At 70.3% G+C, this 22894-nt stretch carries 9 protein-coding genes; 3 read left to right on the forward strand and 6 right to left on the reverse strand.

Translation table 11 applies throughout. The features are described 5' to 3' along the window. Positions 1 to 54: 54 nt before the first annotated feature. Positions 55 to 876: a Nif3-like dinuclear metal center hexameric protein gene (locus AB0E69_RS37835; protein WP_360158020.1), complete on the reverse strand. Its 822-nt coding sequence runs from the start codon at positions 874 to 876 to the stop codon at positions 55 to 57. A gap of 204 nt (positions 877 to 1080) precedes the next feature. Beyond that, positions 1081 to 2718, reverse strand: a complete 1638-nt coding sequence (locus AB0E69_RS37840; RefSeq protein WP_360158023.1) for a glycoside hydrolase family 13 protein — start codon at positions 2716 to 2718, stop codon at positions 1081 to 1083. 107 nt (positions 2719 to 2825) lie between these two features. On the opposite strand from AB0E69_RS37840, the gene AB0E69_RS37845 reads away from it, so the two are divergent. Further along, the gene (locus AB0E69_RS37845; RefSeq protein ID WP_360158026.1) at positions 2826 to 4034 is read left to right on the forward strand and encodes an ROK family transcriptional regulator; all 1209 of its coding nucleotides are present in this window, start codon (positions 2826 to 2828) and stop codon (positions 4032 to 4034) included. A 27-nt stretch (positions 4035 to 4061) separates the two neighbouring features. On the opposite strand, the gene nagZ is transcribed toward AB0E69_RS37845, so the two are convergent. Then, positions 4062 to 5573 carry a beta-N-acetylhexosaminidase gene (nagZ, locus tag AB0E69_RS37850; protein ID WP_360158029.1) on the reverse strand — a complete coding sequence of 504 codons (1512 nt, stop codon included), beginning with the start codon at positions 5571 to 5573 and terminating at the stop codon, positions 4062 to 4064. A gap of 225 nt (positions 5574 to 5798) precedes the next feature. Between nagZ and AB0E69_RS37855 the strand changes: the two genes are divergently transcribed. After that, positions 5799 to 6728 carry an ROK family protein gene (locus tag AB0E69_RS37855; RefSeq protein ID WP_360158032.1) on the forward strand — a complete coding sequence of 310 codons (930 nt, stop codon included), beginning with the start codon at positions 5799 to 5801 and terminating at the stop codon, positions 6726 to 6728. 508 nt (positions 6729 to 7236) lie between these two features. On the opposite strand, the gene AB0E69_RS37860 is transcribed toward AB0E69_RS37855, so the two are convergent. Beyond that, a complete protein-coding gene (locus AB0E69_RS37860; RefSeq protein WP_360158035.1) occupies positions 7237 to 17628 on the reverse strand; it encodes an amino acid adenylation domain-containing protein in 10392 nt (3463 codons plus the stop codon). A 393-nt stretch (positions 17629 to 18021) separates the two neighbouring features. Here AB0E69_RS37860 and AB0E69_RS37865 point away from each other — a divergent pair, with 393 nt between their 5' ends. Continuing rightward, on the forward strand, positions 18022 to 21144 hold the full coding sequence (locus AB0E69_RS37865) for a BTAD domain-containing putative transcriptional regulator (protein WP_360158038.1): 3123 nt from the start codon (positions 18022 to 18024) through the stop codon (positions 21142 to 21144). Here AB0E69_RS37865 and AB0E69_RS37870 read toward each other — a convergent pair. Together AB0E69_RS37870 and AB0E69_RS37875 are read right to left on the reverse strand one after the other, a co-directional pair. After that, complete coding sequence (locus tag AB0E69_RS37870) at positions 21128 to 21871, reverse strand: ABC transporter permease (protein WP_360158041.1); 744 nt, start codon at positions 21869 to 21871, stop codon at positions 21128 to 21130. The two genes, AB0E69_RS37865 and AB0E69_RS37870, sit on opposite strands and share 17 nt — an antisense overlap. Further along, positions 21868 to 22809, reverse strand: coding sequence for an ATP-binding cassette domain-containing protein (locus tag AB0E69_RS37875; RefSeq protein ID WP_360158044.1), 942 nt, complete (start codon positions 22807 to 22809; stop codon positions 21868 to 21870). Before AB0E69_RS37875 ends, AB0E69_RS37870 begins: the two co-directional genes overlap by 4 nt. Between the last annotated feature and the right edge of the window lie 85 nt (positions 22810 to 22894).

Consider the following 22894-nt stretch of genomic DNA (forward strand, 5'->3'; position numbering starts at 1 on the left):
GGCGTTCAGGGTCGGCTCCTCAGCTCGGTTCAGTTAGATGACTTGATGCGGGTCTCAGAGCCGCAGGTTCCACGCGTCGGTGCGGAGCGTGGAGAGGTGAGTGTCCACGGTACTGCCTCGGGCCGCCAAAGCCTCGACCAGGAGCCGCTCGGCATCCGGGAGCCACGGCCATTCACTGGCCCAGTGCGCGACGTCGACCAGCGCGGGGTCGTCGTACGCCCGGGCCTCGGTCGCCGGGTGGTGCCGCAGGTCCGCGGTCAGGTACGCGTCGACACCGGCCGCGCGGACCCGGTCGAACTCCGAGTCCCCCGCTCCCCCGCAGACCGCGACCGACGAGATCGTCCGCTCCGGATCGCCTGAGACCCGGACGCCTTGCGAGGTCTCCGGCAGGCTCTCCGCGACCAGCCGCGCGAAGTCGGTCAGCGGCAGCGGTTCCGCGAGTACGCCGACGCGCCCGCCGCCCAGCCGGCCGGTCGGATCGGACGCCAGCGGCCGGAGCGGACGCGTGTCCTGCAGGCCGATCGCGGCCGCGAGAGCGTCGCTCACGCCCGGGTTCGCGTTGTCCGCGTTCGTGTGGCAGACGTGCAGCGCGACGTTGTTGCGAATCAGGTCATGGACGACCCGGCCTTTCGGCGTCGTCGCGGCGACGCTGTTCACGCCGCGCAGCAGCAGCGGGTGGTGCGTGACGAGCAGGTCGAAGCCGCCCTCGATCGCCTCGTCGACCACGGCCCGCATCGGGTCCACGGCGAACAGCACCCGGCGTACCTCTTGCTCAGGGTCGCCGGTGACCAGCCCGACCGCGTCCCAGGACTCCGCCCAGGAGGGGTCGTACAGCTGGTCGAGGACCGCGATCACGTCGGCAAGCGTGGTTGGCACGCGGCCTATCTTGCCTTGCATGGATTGTGACGGGGGCAGCCGCCCGGTGCCCCCGCCACAACCACTGTCCGCCGATGCGCTGCCGTGGAGCGGCCGCCCCGCCGCTTCCACTACAGGTCTCGCACCGACGGGATCGCTCCGGTCACAGGGGGAGGGGGAGGCCGGCGTACGCCGACCCACCTGACCGGAACGAGTACTGGCTGCCTAGATCAACCAGGCAGTGGTGTCTCCCGGCAGCTTGTCGCCCTCGAGCGGCCCGCTGGACAGGACGACGGCCGCATCGGGCAGCTCGACCGGCGCGGCGCCGAAGTTCGTGATGCACTGCCAGCCGCCGGGCCGGGTGAAGTGCAGGACCCACTCGGAGCCCTCGACCCAGCTCAGCGAGTTGCCGGTCCGCAGTCCGCGCCGCACGGCGAGCGCCTTGCGGTACAGGCTCAGCGTCGAGTCCGGGTCGGTCTCCTGCGCCTCGACGGAGTACGCACCGAACCACTTCGGCTGGACGAGGTGCGAGCCGCCCGAGCCGAAGCCGAACGACAGCCCGCCGACGGTCCACGGGATCGGCACCCGGCAGCCGTCGCGGCCCTTCTCGGCACCCTTCGAGCGGAAGTACGCCGGGTCCTGCAGGTTCGCGGCCGGCAGCTCGCCGACCTCCTGCAGCCCGAGCTCCTCACCCTGGTAGAGGTAGGCCGAACCCGGCAGCGCCAGCATCAGCAGCGTGGCCGCCCGGGCCCTCCGCAGGCCGAGGGCGACGTCCACGGTCGGCTCGGTGCCGTTGCTGAGCAGCCAGTCCTTGCCGTCCTGCCAGCCGCCCTTCGGGTTCTTCGGCAGGCCGTAGCGGGTCGCGTGCCGGACTACGTCGTGGTTCGAGAACACCCAGGTCGACGACGAGCCGTTCTCCTCGGCGAGCGCGAGGTTCGCCTCGATCACCTGGCGGAACTTCTCGTACTCGAAGTCGGCCTGCAGCAGATCGAAGTTGAACGCCTGGCCGAGGCCGTCGGCGCTCGCGTACCGGGCTCGGCGGGCAGCCGGTACGAACGCCTCCGCGACCGCCGACTTCGGCGGGTCGTACTGGTTCAGGAGCGTGCGCCACTCCTGGTAGATCTCGTGCACGCCCTCCTGGTCCCAGAGCGGGTGCTTCCCGTTGGACTCGGACTGCCGGGGCAACGTGGTCTTCGACGGGAACGGCTCGGACAGGTCCTTCACCAACGCGTGCGCGACGTCCACGCGGAAGCCGTCGACACCCCGGTCGGACCAGAACTTCAACGTCTCCAGGAAGTCCGAACGGACCTCCGGGTGCTCCCAGTTCAGGTCGGGCTGCTCGGCGGCGAACATGTGCAGGTACCACTGGCCGTCCTCGGTCTGCGCCCAGGCCGAGCCGCCGAACACCGAGTCCCAGTCCGACGGCGGCTGGTCGGGGGCACCATCCGGACCGTCGCGGAAGATGTACCGGTCCCGCGCCGGGTGGCCCTTCGCGGCGTCGAGCGCCTCGACGAACCACTCGTGCCGGTTCGACGTGTGGTTCGGGACGATGTCGACGATCAGTTTGATGCCGGACTCGTGCAGCGCCGCGACCAGCTCGTCGAAGTCGTCCAGCGTGCCGAGCCGCGGATCCACGTTGCGGTAGTCGTCGACGTCGTACCCGCCGTCGGCCAGCGCGGACGGGTAGAACGGGCTCAGCCACACCGCGTCGATGCCCAGCGCCACCAGGTACGGGACTCGACTGATGATGCCCGGCAGGTCGCCGACGCCGTCGCCGTTCGCGTCGGCGAAACTGCGCGGGTAGATCTGGTAGACCACCGCCTGCCGCCACCAGTCGGGATCGGTCGTGTGCGGAGTCGTCACGATGCCCTCACTCGGATGTCTCGTCGTGCCCAGTTGTTTATATAGGCTCTAAATTTAGATTCTAGAGTATTCTGCGATGGTACTCACGACGAGGTCAAGGGGCTTTGATGGCGAAACCACCGGCGACCCCCGAGACGGCGACACCGACGATGCTTCGGCGGGTCAACGCCGGGAAGGTGCTCGGCGTGCTCACCCGTGCCCGGGTGATGACCGGCACCAGCCTGATCGAGGCCACCGGCCTCACCCGCGCGACCGTGCACGCGGTCTGCAACGACCTGATCGACATGGGCTGGGTGGTCGAGCTGCAGCCGGGCCGGACGTCGGTCGGCCGCCCCTCGCGGCGGTTCGAGTTCAACAGCAAGGCCGGGTTCGTGCTCGGGATCGACATCGGCGCGGCGAAGACGACCGTGCTCGTCGCCGACCTGCGCGGTGAGACGATCGCCAAGGCGGGCCGGTCCGCGGCCGGGGTGAAGACGCCGGGCGAGCGCACCGAGATCGTGCACGAGACGGTGCTCGAGGCGGTGGCCGCGGCCGGGATCGACGACTCGCAGGTGCTGGCCGCCGGGGCCGGGGTCGCGGCGCCGGTCGACCGGGAGGGGAACATCCTGGTCGACGACGAGTTCTGGCGCCGGTTCGACGCCGGCCTCTCGAAGCGCCTGACCGCGCTGCACGGCTGGCCGGTCCTCCTGGAGAACGACGCGAACCTGGCTGCCCTGGGCGAGCACTGGCGGGGCGAGGCGCGCAACGTCGACGACCTGATCGTCCTGCTCGCCGGCGAACGGTTCGGGTCCGGTCTGATGGACTCCGGCCGGTTGCTGCACGGCAGCCGCGGCGGCGCCGGCGAAATGGTGTTCCTCAAGCTCATCGAAGGCGTCGGCGACACCCATGGCATCGCCCGGATCGCCCGCGAGCTCGGTACGGCGGCCGTCGCCGACCCGGCCGTGGCGACCTCGTTGCGGACCCTCGCGATCGACGGCAAGGTGACGGCCGAGCAGGTGTTCCACGCGGCCGCCGACGGCGATGCGGTTGCCGTAGGCATCCTTCAGGACATCGCCGCCCGCACCGCCCGGGTGATCGCGACGGTCGGCAGCATGTTCAACCCGGAGCTGGTCGTCCTCGGCGGTGCCGTCGCCGAGGGTGCCGTCGCGCTCCTCCCCGACCTCGAGAAACAGCTCGCCGGCTACACCAGCACGCCGCCCCGCGTCGCGGTCTCCTCGCTCGGCGACGCGATCGTGTCCGTCGGCGCCGTCCGCCACGCGCTCAACTACGTCGAGCAGCACGCGCTGGACCTCGAGCTGGAGTGCCGTCCGAAGTAGCGGTTTGACCCGCCGCGCAGCTGATCGCTAGGACGTCGGGCGGGTCAGCTCCTTCGCGATGGCTTCCAGGACGATGACGTTGCGGCCCGAGGTGGTCGCGGTCGGGATGTCGGCCGGGACGATGGCACGGTCCTCGGGGATGCCGGTGCAGAGCACGAAGACGTTGTCCGGGTGCGTCTGGAGCAGGTGCGTGAGCGCGTCGCGCATCCACGGCGTACGGACGGCGTCCTGGATCGCGATCACCAGCGGGCGGCCCTCGGCAGCCTTGACGGCTTGGCCGATGGCATCGGTCCCCGGCGTGGCGTCGGCGGAGAGGTGGTGCTGGCCGCGCAGTACGACGCCGTCCGCGCCGGGAGCGATCCGGGTGAAGATCTCCGGAAGACCACTGAAGTAGGGGTTCCAGGCCGGGTGCAGGCCCTGCGTCAGGTCGACGACGTACGGCGTCGGTCCGAGGGCGGGGAACGTCTGGCCGGCAACCACCCGCGCGGCGACCTCGCGGATCGGGGCGCCGTCAAGACCGGGGTTGCGGGTCCGGCCGGCCAGTGTGGCGGCGAGCGTGCGGACCCGGGCGGCAGCCTCGGCGACGCGCTCGGCCGGGAGGATTCCGGTACGCACGGCCTCGACCACGCGAGCCGTCAGCGCCTGCGGGTCGGCGGACCCGACCGCGATCATGGCCAGGTCGGCGCCGGCCGTGATCGACGCGACCGCGGCGTCCTCGATCGACCGGGTGTTCGTGATCGCCTGCATCTCCAGCGCGTCGGTGGTGATCACGCCGGTGAACCCGAGCTCTTCGCGCAGCAGGCCGGTCAGCAGTCGGCGCGAGAGCGTCGCCGGCTGATCGTCGTACGCCGAGAACACGACGTGCGCGCTCATCACCACGTCGGCTCCGGCCGTGATGGTCGCCCGGAACGGCGCAAGCTCGACCGCGTTGACCTCCTCGATCGAGCGGTCGACGTGCGGGAGGCTCAGGTGCGAGTCGACCGCCACGTCGCCGTGGCCGGGGAAGTGCTTCGGGCAGGCGGCGATACCGGCCTCGTGCACGCCCTCGACGAACGCGACCCCGTGCCGGGAGACGAGCTCCGCGGTGGTGCCGAACGAGCGGGTGGCGATGATCGGGTTCGCCGGGTTGCTGTTCACGTCCACGGACGGCGCGAGCATCAGGTCGATACCGAGGCTCGCCAGCGTCGCAGCGGCGTCGCGGGCGGATGCGCGGGTCAGGTCGAGGTCATCCAGATCGCCGAGCACGCGAGGTGAGGCGAGCGGCCACGGGTTGGCCGGCGCGAGGTGGCTGAACTCTCCGCCCTCGTGGTCGATCGCGATGACCAGATCCGGTCGCTCGGCGCGGAGGGCGGCGGTCAGCGCGGCCACCTGCTCGGGGCCTTCGACGTTCCGGGTGAACAGGATCACGGCCCCGAGACCGTCGGCGACGGCCCGGCGCAGCTCGTCGGGAGCGGTGGTGCCGCTGAAGCCGACGATCAGGGCGCCGGCGGCGTCACGATCCAGCGACTGGGTCGGTGGGGTGCGGAAGGCATCGGTCATTCCCACACCCTCTCGTGTCCGTGGGCCGGGCGCCACCCGGTCACCGACGGCCAACAATTACCGCGCTCTGGACCCCTACAGGGCGATCGTTGTCAGGAGGTGTCATGGCAGGGAACTGCCGTCTTCCCTGCGCGTTTACCCGGAATAGTTTCAATCACCCCTGTCTGTTCGGGCCGACTACGGATAACGTTGTCTCTCGACCTTGACCGCCCAGACGGGGGGACGATGAGCGACGACACAGCGCTGGCGCGGGGAACCGTACTGGGAATCGACATCGGCGGCACGAAGATGGCCGCCGCTCTGGTATCTGCCGACGGCACGATTCTCGACGGGGACCGGATCCTCACTCCGCCCGGTGGCGCCGACCAGGTGTTCGCCGCGCTCGGTGAGCTGATCACCCGCGTCCGCGGTGACGCCGCCCCGCTCGCGGTCGGCATCGGCTCGGCCGGACCGCTCGACCTCCAGCACGGCCTGGTCTCGCCGGTGAACATCCCCGGCTGGCGCAACTTCCCCCTCGTCGACCGGGTCCGCGAGCTGGTCGGCGACGTCCCCGTGACACTCGGCGTGGACGGGCACTGCTTCGCGCTGGGTGAGTACTGGACCGGCGCCGGGCGCGAGGTCGACACCCTCCTCGGGATCGTCGTCTCGACCGGAGTCGGCGGCGGGCTCGTCGTCGGTGGCAAGCCGATGCTCGGCCAGTCCGGAAACGCGGCCCACATCGGGCACGTGGTCGTGGACCAGGACGGCGAGTCGTGCGCCTGCGGATCGTTTGGGTGTGTAGAGGCGTACGCGAGCGGGCCGCGGATGGTCGCGCGCGCAAAGCGGAGCGGCTGGCGGATGGACGAGGACGTGGATGCCGCCGTACTCGCGGCTGACGCGGCTGCTGGGGACGAGCTGGCACTGGCGGCGTTCGACGACGGGGCGCAGGCGCTCGCGGCCGGGATCGTCGCTACTGCGGTGACCGTCGACCTGACCACCGTCGTGATCGGTGGTGGAGTCGCGAAGGCTGGGTCGGTCTTGTTCGATCCTGTGCAGGCTTGGGTGAAGCGGTTGGCTCAGCTGCCGTTCGTCACCGACCTCAGCGTCGAGCCGGCGCAGCTGGACAACGCCGGCCTGCTGGGCGCCGCACACCAGGCGTGGACCGCCGTCTCCTAAAGCGCAAGTTGAGTAGCTCGGAAAGGGCATGCTCGCGCACCTTTGCGCAATTTTAACGAATTCTGGCGATCTCTGTAACGACGGCCCTGTCCCACCCGATGCAACCGATGGATGGGGTGGGGGCACCGTCATCCACGGTTGGTCAGGGGGGCCTGGACCAGCCGGAAGCGGTTGACCGAAGGGGGGCCTGGGTCAACCGGACACGTGGGCGGCGGGTGAGGAAACTCCCCGCCGCAACCGTGTCGCCGGACCGCGGTACCGCAACGTCAGCCAGTGTTGCCCGGGGCAACACTCGAACCAGAGAGACCCGAGCTCCTGATGGACGTCGCCGTACCTCAGCTGTCCGCACCTCGCGCGCTTCCTGCGCTGATGGCGCTTCCCTGGGCGATCGATCCTGTGGAGGGATGAGGATCGAACGCGGGTTCTGCACCGTGGACGGCGGCCGGTGGCGGCGGGGAGGGCCGCCACCGATCTGACCCCCCGTCCACGGTGCAGAACAGGTCGCTGCTTACGGCTTGAGCCACTCCGGTTCGGGCAGCCGGTCGCGGTCCAGGCGGCCGTTGTCATCCAGCGGGAGCTCCTCGATCGGGATCAGGTCCGCCGGCACCAGGTAGATCGGCAGCTCCTTGCCCAGGTCAAGCATCAGCCGGGCCAGCACGGCGGGGTCGCTGTCCTCGAGGACGACGTACCCGATCAGGCAGGTGTCGCCGCCGGGGTCCTGCTGCGCCACGACGACCGCGTCGACCACGCCCCGCTGGTCGGCCAGCACGTGCTCGGTCTCCCCCGGCTCGACCCGGTGGCCGCGGATCTTCACCTGGTCGTCGGCGCGGCCGAGGTACTCCAGCGTGCCGTCGTACCGCCAGCGGCCGAGGTCGCGGCTGCGGTACAGCCGTGCGCCCAGGTGACCCGGGTCCGGGACGAACGCCCGCTCGGTCTCCTCGGGCCGGCCGATGTAGCCCTGGGCAACCGCGGCGCCACCGAGGTGGATCTCGCCGACCGCGCCCACCGGCAGCGGCCGCATCGCCTCGTCCAGGAGCCGTACGACGACACCCTCGACCGGGCGCCCGATCGACGGCCGGTCCTCGGCCGGGTCGACCTCGTGGATCGTGGTCACGATCGAGGCCTCGGTCGGCCCGTACTCGTTGAACAGCCGGCAGTTCGGGTGCGCCTCGAGGAAATCGCGCACCTTGTGGGTCAGCACCATCGCCTCGCCGCCCGCGACGATCTCGCGCAGCCCGGGCAGCTCCGGCAGCCGGCGCATCGTCGCCAGCAGCGCGGTCAACGGGCTGAACGCCATGAACAGCCGCTCGACCTTGTGGTCACGAAGTGCCGCGACGACCGCGTCCGGGTCGTACCGGTCGTCCTCGCCGATCAGAACCAGCGCGGCACCGGACGCCAGCGTCGTGAACATCTCCTGCACATGGACGTCGAAGCCGAACGAGGTCCACTGCAGCGTCCGCAACGACCGCCGGGTACGCAGGTAGTGCCGGACCAGGTTGACCGGGCCGCGGTGCGGTACGACGACACCCTTGGGGTTGCCGGTCGATCCGGACGTGTAGATGCAGTAGGCAACATCATCGGCGGCGGCCCGAACCGGCGGGGCCTGGCGGGCGCGCGGATCGCCGTCAGCTGCCGCGACCGGAATCAGTCGTAGATTAAGGCGATCCGCGAGTGCTGCGTCGTCGCCGACCAGCGCGACTGCAGAAGCGTCCTGGATCATGAACGCCCACCGGGACTCCGGTACGCCGGGATCGAGCGGCAGGTACGCCGCGCCCGACTTGAGCACCGCAAGCACGGCGACGACCAACTCGGTACCCCGGGCAACTCGTACCGCAACCAGCTGGCCCGGCTTCACGCCGACGTCGACCAGCTGCCAGGCGACGGCGTTGGAGCGGCGGTCGAGCTCGGCGTACGTCAGCTCGCGATCGCCTTGGATCAGGGCGATCGCGTCCGGCGTGCGGGCGACCTGGCGCTCGAACAGGGTGTGCAGGCCGCTGAGCTCGCCGGCGACGACGGCGTCCCGGCGTACCCGCCCGATCGGACCGGTGGGCTCGACGTCGCCCTCCAGTTCGCGGAGGGTCTCGAGGTCGGACTCGATCGGCAGCATCAGCTGCGGGAGCGCGAGCGATGGTGTGGTCGTTGCCCTGCGCAACACTGCTTCGAGGTACCCGAGCAGGCGATCGATCGTGGTCTGGTGGAACAGGGCCGAGCGGTAGTCCGCCGTACAGGTGATGCCGGCGCCGTGGTGGGTCAGCCGGAGCCGGAGGTCGACCGCGGCCGGAAGCTCGTCGTCGCCGTCCTCGAACTCGACGAGGATCTGGAAGAGCGGATCGCGTTGCAGGACGGCGAGATCGAGGCTGACATGGTCGAACGCCGCGGTGGTGACATCGTGCACGCGCTGCGCCAGCTCGCCGAGGTCGGGCTCGCCGGAGAGGTCGATGCGCAGTGGGAGCGGACGGCGGGCCGTGGTCGAGGTGTCGCCCTTGGGGCGGATCAGCGCCGACCCGATCGTGACGTCGTCCTGGTCCGCGAACCGGCCGACGACGGTCGCGACGGCGGCGAGCATGGTCATGACCGGGCTGACCTTGCGCTCGCGGCTGTACGCGAAGACCGCGTCACCCAGGTCCTCGGCCAGCTCTTGCTTGACCGAGGCAACGGCATCGTCGGCCGGGCGGAGCCGGTCTGCCGGAAGCACCAACGGCTCGGCACCGGCCAGCGCCGAGTCCCAGTAGGCGAAGTCGCGGCGGCGCTCGTCCTCTGTCGGCCTGACCGGCACGTCGCCCGGCGCCACCTCCTCGACCCAGGACGGCTCCGGGGCTGCTGCTTCCACCGGCTCGCTGAGCATGGCGAGCTGCTCTCGCATCAGCTTGGTGACACCGTCCACCAGCTGTCCGGCAACGCGCAACTGCTGGGACATAAGCGCCGCCATGCCGCTACCCGGCAACTCAGCCTCGCTGGTCGCAGCCGCGGCCTCATCCACCTTGGCCGCCAGTTCAGCCAGCCCAGATCCAAGCACGGCAAGGGCGGTCCGCGCATCGGGCTCAACCGGCAGGTCGACCTCACGCTCGGAGACGGGGACCTCGCGCACCTCGAGCTCGAGCTCATGCACATCCCGCTCAGGCCCGGTAACCGCTCGCTCAGAGACTCGTACCTCGTGGACCTCGAGTTCTTCACCCAGTGCTGGGGTCTCGGTGGATTCCGCTCCGGTAGTTGCTTCGTCCGCCTCGTCGGCTTGCACAGCAATCGCCGTGGCCAGCTTGTGCGGTGTCGTATAGCTGACGAACAGCTCGTCCGGGTTGAACGCGACCGCGAACCGCCGGTTGATCTCGTCCAGCACCGGCGCGAGCTTCGCCGGGGTCGCCCCCAGCTCGGCGAACGTGTGGTCCACCGTCAGGTCGTACGGATCGAGGTGCAGCTCTTCGCACGTCAGGTCGAGTACGGCGTCCAGCGACTCCCGATACCGCTCCGCCGACACCTCGTCACCGGACAACGCGCCGGCCTGCGCCAGGTAGTCGGCGTCGATCTGATGCGTCTCCGCCGGCAGCTCGAACACCGACCGCTCGGCCTCGTCCACCGGCTCAGCAGCAACGGGCTCCGGCTCGGTCGGCGGGTCGAGCGGGATCCGCTTCACCGCCGCGCTCGACGGCTCGAACACCACCGCCTGCGCCCGCGCGGCCCGCTCGAACGCGCTCGGCGTACGCAGCGCAGTACCTTCGCCAACCGACGCCGTACCCGGACCGACGATCACCGTCACCGACGGGTCGACCGGGTGGTGCACGCGACGGAAGGGATACGTCGGCAACGGGACGCGGCCGCCGTCCGGGTACACCTTCACCCAGGCGATCTCGGTGCCCTGCTCGTACAGCTCGGCCAGCCCGTTCATCGTCGCGAGGACCGGGTCCTGACCGAGCCGCTGCGCCGGGATCCAGGTGCTGTTCGGCGCGATCCGCCGACCGGCCGGGCTGAGCACCGCGTCCGGCCCGAGCTCCAGGAACCGCCGACACCCGGCCGCGGTCACCGCCTCGACCGCATCGCCGAACAGCACCGGCTGGCGGAGCTGACCGACCAGGTAGTCGCCGTCGAGCACGGTCCCGGACTCGAGCAGATCACCCGACCAGCTCGACACCATCGGCGTCCGCAGCGGCTTTAGCGTGATCTCGCGGACGATCTCGGCGAAGTCCGACAGTATTGGGTCGACCAACGAACTGTGGAACGCCCGGTCCACGTCCAGCCGCTGCCAGGCGACCTCCAGCCGGTCCAGCTGGGCAGCCAGCTGACCGACGATCACCTCGGACCCGGTGAGCACGAAGTTCTGCGGACCGTTGCCCGCGGCAACCTCGACGCCGGCGGTGCGGGCGATCTCGCGGACCCGGTCGGCGTCGGCCCGGACCGCGACCATCGCGCCGGGTACGGTGCCGCGCTGCATCAGCTCGCCGCGCTTGGCGGTCAGGCGTACGCCGTCCGCGAGCTCCAGCGCGCCGGCGACGCACAGAGCGGCGTACTCCCCCACGCTGTGCCCGACGACGAGCGCCGGCTGCACACCGAACGACTGCCACAACCGGGCGAGTGCGAGCTCGAATGCGAAGAGGGCCGGCTGCGCGGTCTCGGTCGGCCAGACACCTTCCGCCGTACCGGCCGGGGTCAGAAGGAGCTCGAGCAGGTTGCCGCCGGTCTCCTCGTGGTACACGCGGTCGCACTCGTCGAGAACCGAGCGGAAGACCGGGAAGCGTGCGGCGAGGCCGGCCGCCATCCCCCGCCGGGCGGCACCTTGGCCGGTGAACGCGTAGCCGAGCGGGCCGGGGCCGCCGCGGGGTACTTCGGTGGCCTGGGCATTGGCGAGCGCGTCGACGAGCTCGGCTTCGGTGGAGCCGGCGACCGCGATGCGGTGGCGGTGCGCGGGGCGGCCGAGAGCCGCCGTACCGGCGAGGTCGATGAGGCGGTGGCCGGTGCCGTGGCCGAGGTCGGTGCGATACAGCTCGACCAGGTCGGCGAGGGCGTCCGGGTCGGGTGCAGACAGCGGGAGTACGACGGGGCCGTCGTCGCCGCGGCGGATCTGGCGCGGGGCTTCCTCGAGGATCACCTGGGCGTTGGTACCGCCCACGTCGAGGGCGCTGACCGCAGCGCGGAGCGTGCCGCCGGCGGTCCAGTCGCGGGCCTCGGTCGCGATCACGAACGGGCTGTCGTCGAGGGTGAGGTCCGGGTTCGGGCCGGTGTAGTTGATGGTCGGGACCAGCATGCGGTGCTGGAGCATCAGGATCGTCTTGATCAGGCCCGCCATCCCCGCGGCGGTGTCGAGGTGGCCGATGTTCGGCTTCACCGAGCCGATCGTGCAGAAGCCGACCTTGTCGGTGTGACGGCGGAGGGCCGCGGAAAGGGCGTTGACCTCCTGGGCGTCGGCGGTGGTGCTACCGATCGCGTTCGCCTCGAGGTAGCTGAGCGAGTCGGCGGCGAACCCGGCGCGGTCGAGGGCGCGCTCGATCGGCTCGATCGGGGTGCCGGCCGGGGTGTCTTCGTTGCTGACCGCGGTGCCGCGGATGACGGCGTACACGGTGTCGCCGTCGGCCAAGGCTTGGTCGAGGCGCTTGAGAAGGACCGCGGCGACGCCGTTGCCGCCGACTGTGCCGTCGGCGTCCTCGGCGAACGCCTTGACGTGACCGGACGGCGAGAGGAGCGAGTCCGGACCCGGGTAGTAACTGGTTGCCTGCGGCACCTGTACGGCGGCGGCGCCGGCTAGCGCGAGGTCCGCGTCACCAGACCTGAGTGCCTGACAGGCCAGATGTACGGCGACCAACGACGAGGACCACGCACTCTGCACGCCGATCGCCGGCCCGGTCAGCCCGAGCCGGTAAGCCACCCGCGTCGCCAGGGAGTCCCGGGACTGCTGCTGACGGTGGTACAGATTCATCCCCGAGCCGGCGAACACGCCTACCCGGCTCGACGTACCCGCATAGCCCCCATGCTCCAACGCCTGATGACAAACCTCCAGGAACAACCGCTGCCCCGGATCCATCAACTCCGCTTCACGATCACTCAACCCGAAGAACTTGGCGTCGAACGACTCGACATGCTCCAGCACCCCACTGACCGCCACGCCCCCCTCCCCGCCCTGCACCTCCTCAGGCGAGAACCGCCGCACACTCTCCACACCCGCAACCAGGTTGTCCCAAAACTGCTCCAAAGTCTCAGCCCCAGGAAACCGCCCAGCCACCCCCACCACAGCCACCGGCTCCACCAAAGCCACCTTGACGGCTTCCGTAGCACCGTCGGGCACATCGGCCACATCCATGGCCAGAGCAGCACCGTCAACCTCATCCGGTACATCAACCGAGATGCTCCCGGCAACTACTGCCTCGTCAGCTGCCTCGCCACCACCAACTGCCTGGACTTCTCCTTCAACACCTTCGGCATCGCCAGCTTCGCCGGCCAGCTCAGCATCCCCAGCAACCGCGGCACCTTTAGCATCGTCGGCGTCATCCGCCAGCTCGACACCTTCAGCAAGCGCCGCACTCTCCGCAACCGCGGCATCGTCCGCCAGCCCGGCACCTTCAGCAAGCGCCGCACTCTCCGCAACCGCGGCATCGTCCGCCAGCCCGGCACCTTCAGCAACCGCCTCACCCTCGGCAACCGCGGCATCGTCCGCCAGCTCCGCATCCTCGGCAACCGCCGCACCTTCGACATCGACGGCGTCACCCGCCAGCTCGCCACCTTCAGCAACCGCCGCCGCACCCTCGGCCTCGACATCTTCGGCTGAGTCGGCACCTGCGTCGTCGGCAGACCCGGCACCCTCGGTTGCCTCGCCCTCGACCGCTCCGGCTTCCTCAACCTCGGAAACACGCTGGTCCCCGCTGACCGCTCCGTCCGCGCCGGCCCGCTCGCCCACGTCGCCCAGCTCGTCCGCCTCCGCAAGCTCCTCCGCGTCAGCCAGCCCGTCCGCGTCGACCGACTCGTCGGCGCCAGCTGGTTCGTCCGCCTCAGCCAGCCCGTGCGCGTTGGCCAGCTCGTCCGCGTTGGCCAGCTCGTCCGCGTTCGCCGATTCGTCGGCGTCAGCCGGTACGTCCCCGTCAGCCGAATCCTCCGGCTGACCCTCGGCGTTGGTCGGGGTGGGTGCGGCCTCAGCGTCAGCCGGTTCGTTCGCGTTGGCCAGTTCGTCCGACTGACCCTCGGCCGTGATCGGCGTGGGGGCCGCTTCAGGCGCTTGCTCAGCTTCCTCGACAGTCCTGGGTGTTTCGGCGCGTTCGGCTGCCTCTGTGCTTTCGTCAGCTTCAGCAGGCTCGTCTGCCGGGGGTACGTCGGTTGCAGACGGCTCAGGTACGTCGGTCGGCTCAGCTGCTGCGGGCGGCTCGTTCGCAACAGCAGCTGCTTCGGTCGGCTCGTCCGTCTCCGAGTCCTCGGACTCAGCAGACGGCTGCGGCTCGACCGACGGTTGCTCGTCAACCTCAACCGTCTCGACGGCTGCTTCTGGTTCGTGGGAGTCTGCGGTTGCCTCGTCGAGTGCAGGCTCTTCCGGGGCGGCTACCTCGTCCGGTGCGGTTGCTGGCTCAGGTGCTGTCTGTTGTACCTCGGCAGCTTCCGACGCGGGTGGAGCATCCGAGGTCGAGCCCGGTACGAGCTGACGTTCTGGCCCGTACGCCGACTTCTCCGCCACCTGCTGCTCGGGCTGCTGGGCCTCACCCTGCGACTCCGGCTCACCCTGCGACTCCGGCTCACCCTGCGACTCCGGTTCACCCTGCGACTCCGGTTCACCCTGCGACTCCGGTTCACCCTGCGACTCCGGTTCACCCTGCGACTCCGGTTCACCTTGCGACTCCGGCTCAGCCTCGTCTTCCAGCCGGGCCTCCGGCTCGGGTTCAACCGTCGGCTCGGGGTCCGGTTCGACTGTCGGCTCAGGCTCGTGTTCCAGCTCCGGCTCGGCCGTTGATGCCTGCTCGGCTCGGTGCTCTAGCCCCAGGTCGGACGTCGGCTCGGGCTGCTGGGACTCCGGCTCAAGCTCGGACTGGTCGTCCAGCTGTGACTCGGACTCCGGCTCGGCCGTCAGCTCAGGCTCTGGCGTGGACTCAGGCTCAGGCGTGGACTCAGGCTCAGGCGTGGACTCAGCCTCAGGCGTCGGCTCAGGCTCAGGCGTCGGCTCGCCTTCGGCTGTCGGCTCAGGCTCGGGCGTGACTGTCGGCTCAGGCTCGTGGTCCAGCTGGGGCTCGGCCGTTGGGTCCGGCTCGGGCTGGTGTTCTTGTGCCAGGTCGGGGGTCGGGTCGGGCTCTGGGGTTGGGGTTTGTTCGGTGGCCGTGGGGGTGAGCGGGTCGGACGGTGTGGTCTCGGGTGGTGGGCCGGCTTGGGCTATGGACTTGGTGCTGAGGATGGTGGTTTCGGGTTCGTCGTCCGGGTCGTCGTCGGCGCGGCGGTCGTCGTAGGCCCCGCTGGGGTCGTCGGTTCCGGCAGCAGGTTCCATCCGCTCAGACCACGCCGGTTCCGCCTGCTCGTCCTGGGTCGGCTCGGCGGCCTCGGCCTGGCTCAGCGTGCCGCCAGCCTCATCCTCGGCCGGCTCAACCGCACCCTCATCGTCGGTCGGCTCAACCACACCGTCAGCCTCGGCCGGTTCATCCGCGACCTCGGCTTGAGTCGGCTCGTTCACGACCTCGGCCTGGGTCGCCTCCTCCACAGCCTCAGCCTCGGCCGGCTCGTCCGCGACCTCAGCTTGGGCGGCCTCGCCCGCGACCTCAGCTTGGGCGGCCTCGCCCGCGACCTCAGCTTGGGCCGGGTCATCGGCGGTCTTGTCGTCGGTTGGCTTGTTCGCGGCGTCGGCTTGGGTTGGGTCGTCGAGTGGGGGTTTGCGGGTGAAGGCTGTGCTGTTGAAGTAGGCGTCTTCTTCTGGCGGAGTGGCCGGGGCAGCGGGCGGCTCGGTGGCCGCGTCGGCAGTCGGCTCGGGGGCGGGGTGGGTGGGGGTGCCGAGGGTGGGGCGTTGGGGTGGGGTGGGGATGGATTGCTGGAGTTCTCGTTTCCACGCCAGTTGGGCTACTGGGAGTTCGGTGGTTTGTTCGGACGGGTCTTCGTCGGCGTACGGCGTGGTGTGGGTGGGCGCGGAGGACGGGCCCTCGCCGGCGGGGCCTGAGGATGGGCTGGCGGCGGCGGGTTCGATGAAGGGGCCGTTGTGGGTTTGGAGGGTGCCGTCGATCCAGCGTTGTTTCAGGAGCGGGCGGAGGATCTTGCCGCCGGGGGTGGTGGGGAAGTCGCGGCGTGGGACGCCGACGACCTCGGCCGCGAGACCGAGCCGCGCGGAGATCAGGCTGCGAATGGCCTGGTCCATGCCGGGCACCGACTCCGGCGTCAGCGCGTAGAAGACGACCAACCGATCGGTCCCGGACTCCTCGTCCGCGATCCCGCAGGCAGCGACCAAGCCTTGCTCGGCCCCGACAACCTCAGCCGCGACGGCCTCGATGTCGAAGGCGTAGTGCAGCTTGCCGGACATGATGATGCGCTCGCTGTCCCGCCCGGTGACAACGACCTGTCCACCGGTGATGAAACCCTGATCGCCGGTCGCGAGCCACTTCCGCGCCGGCCAGTTCCCCACCGGGAACGCGACCCGGTCCGCCTCGAGATTCCCGAGGTACCCCGGTGTCACCCGAGCCGACGCGACCTGCAGCTGACCGATCCGCCCCTCCGGCAGTACGGCGCCGTTCGGTGCCACGATCCGCACCGTCGTACCAGGCGCCGGCGCACCCACCGACACCAGCGACAGCACACCAGGTACTTCGGTCCGCGTCTTCCCCGGCCGCGCGACCGCGACCTTCCCCGACGACGGCCGCTGGTCGACCCACTCGACCACCCCGGTCGGCGGGATCCGGACCCGATGCACATTCGGCGTCAGCCCGGGCCGCGCGAACGTGATCCCGGTGACCGTCTCGGTCATCCCCCACGCCGCGACGAACGTCTCCGGCACCACACCGAACCGGTTCGTCACGCGCAAGAACTCCGACATCACCGGCACGGTGATCTGCTCGCCACCGCTGACCAGACTCCGCAGCGCGGACAGGTCCCAGTGCCGGTCGGGCTCCCCCGCGATCGCGGCGGTCGCGAGCCGGTACCCGAAGTTCGGCGACCACGAGTGGTTCACGCGATGCTGATCCATCAGGTCCAGCCAGCGCAGCGGGTTCGACAGCACCCACTCGGTGTTCACGTGGATGTTCGTGCACCCGGTGAACACCGGCAGCAGGTGATACAGCAAGAACGCGCCACTGTGGTCGAGCGGCAACCAGTTCAGCGTCGTCTGACCCGGCCGCACCGGAAGCATCGCCGGCGTACCCGCGGCAAACTCCACCAGTCCGCGATGCGTCAGCTGCACGATCTTCGGCGTACCGGTCGACCCCGACGACATCATCAGTACGGCGACGTCGTCGGCCGCCGGCCGATGGAAGTCCGACGTCGGCTCGTGCCCGGCCATCGCGTCCGGATCGAGAACCGGCAGTCCCAGGTCGTTCGGCAGATCAGACGGCCGTCCGATCAGTACGGTCCACCCGAGCAGGTCAGTGATGCGCCGAAGCCGCTCGCGCCCCTCCTCGGTCCGGTCGCCACCCGGGTTTGGCGCAACCAGCAGCGGCCGGATACCGCCCAGCGTGCACGCCCAGAACGCAGCGAAGAAACCAACCGGTTCCGTGCAGTGCACGACCGCCGGGTCACCGGCCCGTACGCCGTTCGCGCGCAAGCCGGCCAGGATCCGCGCTGCCAGCTCGAGCAGCGTCGGGAAGTCGAGCTTGGTCTCGCGACCGTCCGGCCCGATCTCGACGACACCAGCCGCGCTGAAGTCGCGAGCGGCCCGGAGCAGGGCGCTCGGCAGGTCCCGCGGGTACCCGGCGGGAATCATCAACGCCGGCCCGGTGGAGATCGCCGGCCGGTCAGCACCACTTCTCACGCCTCGAGCACCGCCCAGGGGCAGCGGGCGCGATCCGCACGTGCGAACGCAGGACGGCTGGAGACGCCGGCCGGTTGGCGACCCACGGACACGCGCCTCCCCAACTGGACGGAGCCGGGTTCAGGGCAGACCCGCCTCACTTCACCTCGACAAGAAGCCCCGTTTTCCGCCTGCCGGAACCATGCTGACCGGGCGCACCCGGTGCGTCATCGCGCCGACCGACAGCCGTGAACCCTACCAGCCGCGACCCGCCCTGGAGGAGTCCGTTCTCACCAGCCGATGGTTAAGAATTCTGGCCGCCGGCCGGTACCACGCATGCTGGTTCCAACGAGTGACGACGCCCCGCGATACGGCCGCTGCGGAAACCCGCGCGGCCGATGGCACAATCGCCGGGTGCAGATCGGGATGCTCGGACCGTTCGAGGTACGCACGGACGCCGGCGTCGTGGTCGACGTACCGGGCGCCCGCCTGCGTGGCCTGCTGGCCGCCCTCGCCCTCGAAGCGGGCCGGGTCGTTCCGAAGGCGACGCTGGTCGACTGGATCTGGGGTGAGCAGCCACCGGCCGACGCGACCAACGCTCTGCAACGCCTGGTCTCCCGGTTGCGGAAAGCACTGCCGGACGCGTCGATCGAAGGCCAGCTCGACGGCTACAAACTCGCCGTCGCACCCGACCAGGTCGACGCCGTCCGCTTCGAGCAGCTCCTCACCCAAGCGCGCACCGAACAAGAGCCGGTACGGCGCCTCCGCGAAGCCCTCGCGCTGTGGCGTGGAAACGCGCTCCAAGACATCGGCCTGCAGGACAGCGAGGCCTTCGACGCCGCCGTTACCCGCCTCGACGGACTGCGGCTGTCCGCGCTCGAGGATCGCTTCGACGCCGAGATCGCCCTCGGCAACGGCGCCGACCTGATTACCGAGCTGACCGATCTCGTCGCCGCCCACCCGGTGCGCGAACGACTCGTCGCCGCTCTGATGCGCGCCCTCGTCGCCACCGGCCGCGACACCGAGGCGCTACGGATCTACGAGCGCACCCGCGAGACTCTCGCCGACGAGCTGGGCGTCGACCCGTCGCCCGAGCTTTCCGCCGTACATGTCGCACTCCTCCGCGGCGAGCTCGGGCGCCGGGAGGAGACGCGCAAGACCAACGTCCGCGCCGAACTCACCAGCTACATCGGCAAGGACGGTGACATCGCCGCGGTCCGCGACCTGCTCTCGGACCACCGGCTCGCCACCCTCGTCGGACCAGGCGGGTCCGGCAAGACGCGGCTGGCGATGGAGACCGCGCGCACGCTGCTGTCCGACGTACCGGACGGAGTCTGGCTGGTCGAGCTGGCACCGCTCAGCCCCGAGGGCGACGTCGCCCAGGCGACCCTCGCGGCCCTCAAACTGCGCGACGCGTTGGTCGGCGAAGTACCCGACGCCGATGCGACGGACCGAGTCATCGCCGCGATCCGCGAACGCGCCCTGATCCTCATCCTCGACAACTGTGAACACGTCGTCGAGGAAGCCGCCGCCTTTGCCCACCGCCTCCTCGGCGAGTGCCCGAGGCTCCGCATCCTCGCCACGAGTCGCGAGCCCCTCGGCATCACCGGCGAGGCCCTCTGGCCGGTCTCGCCGCTCGCCCTTCCCGCCGAGGACGCCGACCCGGCGCAGATCGAGAAGACGCCGGCCGTCCAGCTGCTGATGGACCGCGCGACCGCGGTCCGCAAGGACCTGCAGACCGATCCGCAAACCCTGGCCCGCGTCTGCCGCGCCCTCGACGGCATGCCCCTCGCGATCGAGCTGGCCGCGGCCAGGCTGCGCACGATGACCCTCGACCAGCTCGCGAACCGCCTCGACGACCGCTTCCGTCTGCTCACGGGTGGCAGCCGGACCGCACTCCCCCGGCATCGCACGCTGCGCGCGATGATCGACTGGAGCTGGGAGCTGCTCAGCGACGCCGAGCGCCTGGTACTGCGCCGGCTCGCGGTCTTCTCCGGCGGCGCGAGCCTCGACGCGGCCGAGCACGTCTGTACAAGCGACACCGTCGAGTCGTGGGCGGTGCTCGAGCTCCTCACCGCCCTGACCGAGAAGTCGCTCGTGGTCGCGGAAGGCGATGAGGTACCGCGGTACCGCCTGCTCGGCACGATCAAGGAGTACGCCGACGACCGCCTGGCCGAGGCAGACGAGTCCGAGTCGGCCCGCCGCGCTCACCTCGCGTACTTCACCGAGCTGGCCGAGACCGCGGACCCGCACCTGCGACGCGGCGAGCAGCTGGAGTGGCTCGCCGTACTCGAGCCGGAGTACGACAACCTGAGCGCCGCGATGCGCGGCGCGATCGCTGCCGGCGAAGCCGAGGGTGCGGTGCGCCTTGCCGGCGCGGCCGGCTGGTACTGGTGGCTCGCCGGTCACAAGACCGAAGGCAAGGACCTGATCACCGCGGCGGTGGCCTTGCCCGGCGACGTTCCGCGCGAGCTGCGGGCCAGGGTGTACGCGTTCCTGGTGAACTTCGCATCCTCCGGCCGCAGCGACCAGTTCGAGGCGGCGGAGTGGATCCACCGGACGTACGAGGTCAGCCGCGGGATCGAGAGCCCGCACCCGGTCGTCCGGTTCGCCGCGGTCTGGCAGAAGCTGCTGGACGCGCCGTACGACTTCGCGCCGACCTGGGAGCCGCTGCTCGCCGACGACGACCCGTGGGTCCGGGCGGTGGCCCGGCTGCAGCTCGGCAAGATGCGAACCATGGTCGGCTCCGGCGGCTACGAAGCCGATACCGATCTCGAGCAGGCACTCAGTGAGTTCCGCGCGATCGGCGAGCGCTGGGGCATCTCGTTCGCGCTGACCGAGCTGGCCGAGCGCGTCGCAGTACGCGGTGAGTTCGCCCGAGCGGCGGCGTACTACGAGGACGCCGTCGCGGTCGTCACCGAGGTCGGCGCGGTCGAGGACGTCGTACGGCTGCGGCCCCGGCAGGCGCAGTTCTACTGGCTGGCCGGGGACGAGGAGGCGAGCACGGCCGCGATGGCCGAGGCACAGCGGTACGCCGATCGCGTCGCCTGGCCCGAGGCACTCGCCGAGCTGGCGCTGGCGAGGTGCAGCCTGGCCCGCTGGCGCGGCGACCTCGACGAAGCACGCCGGCAGCTGGATCTCACTATCACGCGGCTGGGCAGCGACGCCGAGCGGGCCAACGCCCGCGCGCTGATCGAGGACTTGCTCGGCTACTTGACCGACGACCTGGCCAAGGCGCGGGACCACCGCGCGGCGGCCCTCCAAGCGGCCACCGATCGCGGGCCGTCGCCGCTGGTCGCGCTAGCCCTCGTCGGACTCGCAGACCTTGCCCTGCGGCAGCAGCGCGACGAGCTGGCCGCGCAATTGATCGCCGCAAGCACCGCTGTCCGTGGGCTCCGCGACCACTCGAACCCAGACCTCACGCGGATCGAAGCGGAAACGCAGCGCCGCCTCGGTGACCCGAAGTTCACCGAGGCGACGCACGTGGGAGCAACAGCGGACTGGCAGGAGCTGGCCGCGCTCACGCTCGCTTCGTGAAGGACGCGAACGCCCACAGGTAGCCGACGACAACGATCCCGACCAGCCAGGCGAGCGCCTGCAGTACGTCGCTCGCCGCCGGCGCACCCGCCAGCAGGCCGCGCAGCGTCTCGATGATCGGCGTGAACGGCTGGTACTTCGCGAACTCGCGCAGCCCCGGGCCCATCTTGTCGGCCGGCACGATCGCGCTGCTGAAGAACGGCAGCATGATCAGCGGGATCGCGGCCATCCCCGCCGTCTCCGGCGTCTTGGCGAACAGCCCGAGCGCGACGGTCAGCCACCCGGTGGCGAACCCGAGCAGGACGACGATGCCGATCACCTCGAGCCACTGCATGAAGCTCGCCGACGGGTTGAATCCGAGTGCGAACGCCACTCCGATGATCGCCGCGACCGCGATCAGGTTGGTCAGTACGCTGGCGACGACGTGACCAGTCAGCACCGCGCTGCGCGGTACGTCCATCACCTTGAACCGGTTGATCACGCCCTTGGTCATGTCCGAGTTCACCGACACCGCGACGGACCCGAGCCCGTAGCAGACGGCCAGCAGGAGCAGGCCGGGCGTCGCGTAGTCGACGTAGTTGACGCCGACGTTGAAGGCGTCGCCGATCATGTAGACGAACATCAGCATCACGATCACCGGCATCAGCACGGCGTTGAACACCGAGGTCGGGTTCCGGGCGATGTGCTTGAGGTTGCGGCGCAGCATTACCACTGATGGGGACTTCATTTCGCGGCTACCTCCGTGGTGTGGCCGGTCAGGGCGAGGAAAACGTCGTCGAGGTCAGGGGTGTGCACGGAGAACTCCTCCGCGTTGAGCGAGTGCTCGTCGAGCCGGTCGAGGATCGCCCGGACCGACTTGGTGCCGCCGTCGCCGGGGACCCGGAGCGTGAGTGCGTCCTCGTCCTTGGTCGAGCCGTCGATCGCCTGTGCGGCCTCGTCGAGCTCGGCGGCGCCGGCGAACCGCAGCTGCACATGGGTGCCGGGGATCTGCCGCTTCAGCTCGTCGGCGGTGCCTTCGGCAACCAACCGGCCCTGGTCGAGGACCGCGATCCGGTCGGCCAGCTGGTCGGCCTCTTCGAGGTACTGCGTGGTCAGGAAGATGGTCACGCCGTCGGCGACCAGCTCGCGGATGATCGTCCACATCGTCCGCCGGCTGCGCGGGTCGAGACCCGTGGTCGGCTCGTCCAGGAAGATGATCCGCGGGTTGCCCACCAGCGTCATCGCGAGGTCGAGCTTGCGGCGCATACCACCGGAGTACGTCGAGACCGGCTTCGGCCCGGCCTCGACCAGGTCGAACCGCTCGAGCAGGTCACCCACGATCCGTTTGCGGTCGCCGCTGATCCGCCGGTTCAGGTCGACCATCAGCTGCAGGTTCTCCTGCCCGGTGAGCAGCTCGTCGACGGCCGCGAACTGGCCGGTGACGCCGATCGAGGCCCGGACCGCCTTGGTCTCGGTCGCGATGTCGTGGCCGGCGACCTGCGCCGTACCGGCGTCGGCCTGGGCCAGAGTGGTGAGGATGTTCACTGTTGTCGTCTTGCCCGCGCCGTTCGGGCCGAGCAGCGCGAAGATCGTCCCCGCACCGACACTCAGGTCGATGCCATCGAGCACGACCTTGTCCTTGTAGGCCTTCCGGAGCCCGGAGGCCGTGATCGCCAGGTTTGTCATGGCTCAACCGTGGCGGGACGCCCTGACACCCTCCTGACACCGCGCAGACACCGCACCGCCGCGCGTCAGCCCAGTGGCGGTGGCG

The sequence above is a fragment of the Kribbella sp. NPDC026611 genome, assembly GCF_040638345.1.
Classification (GTDB): domain Bacteria; phylum Actinomycetota; class Actinomycetes; order Propionibacteriales; family Kribbellaceae; genus Kribbella.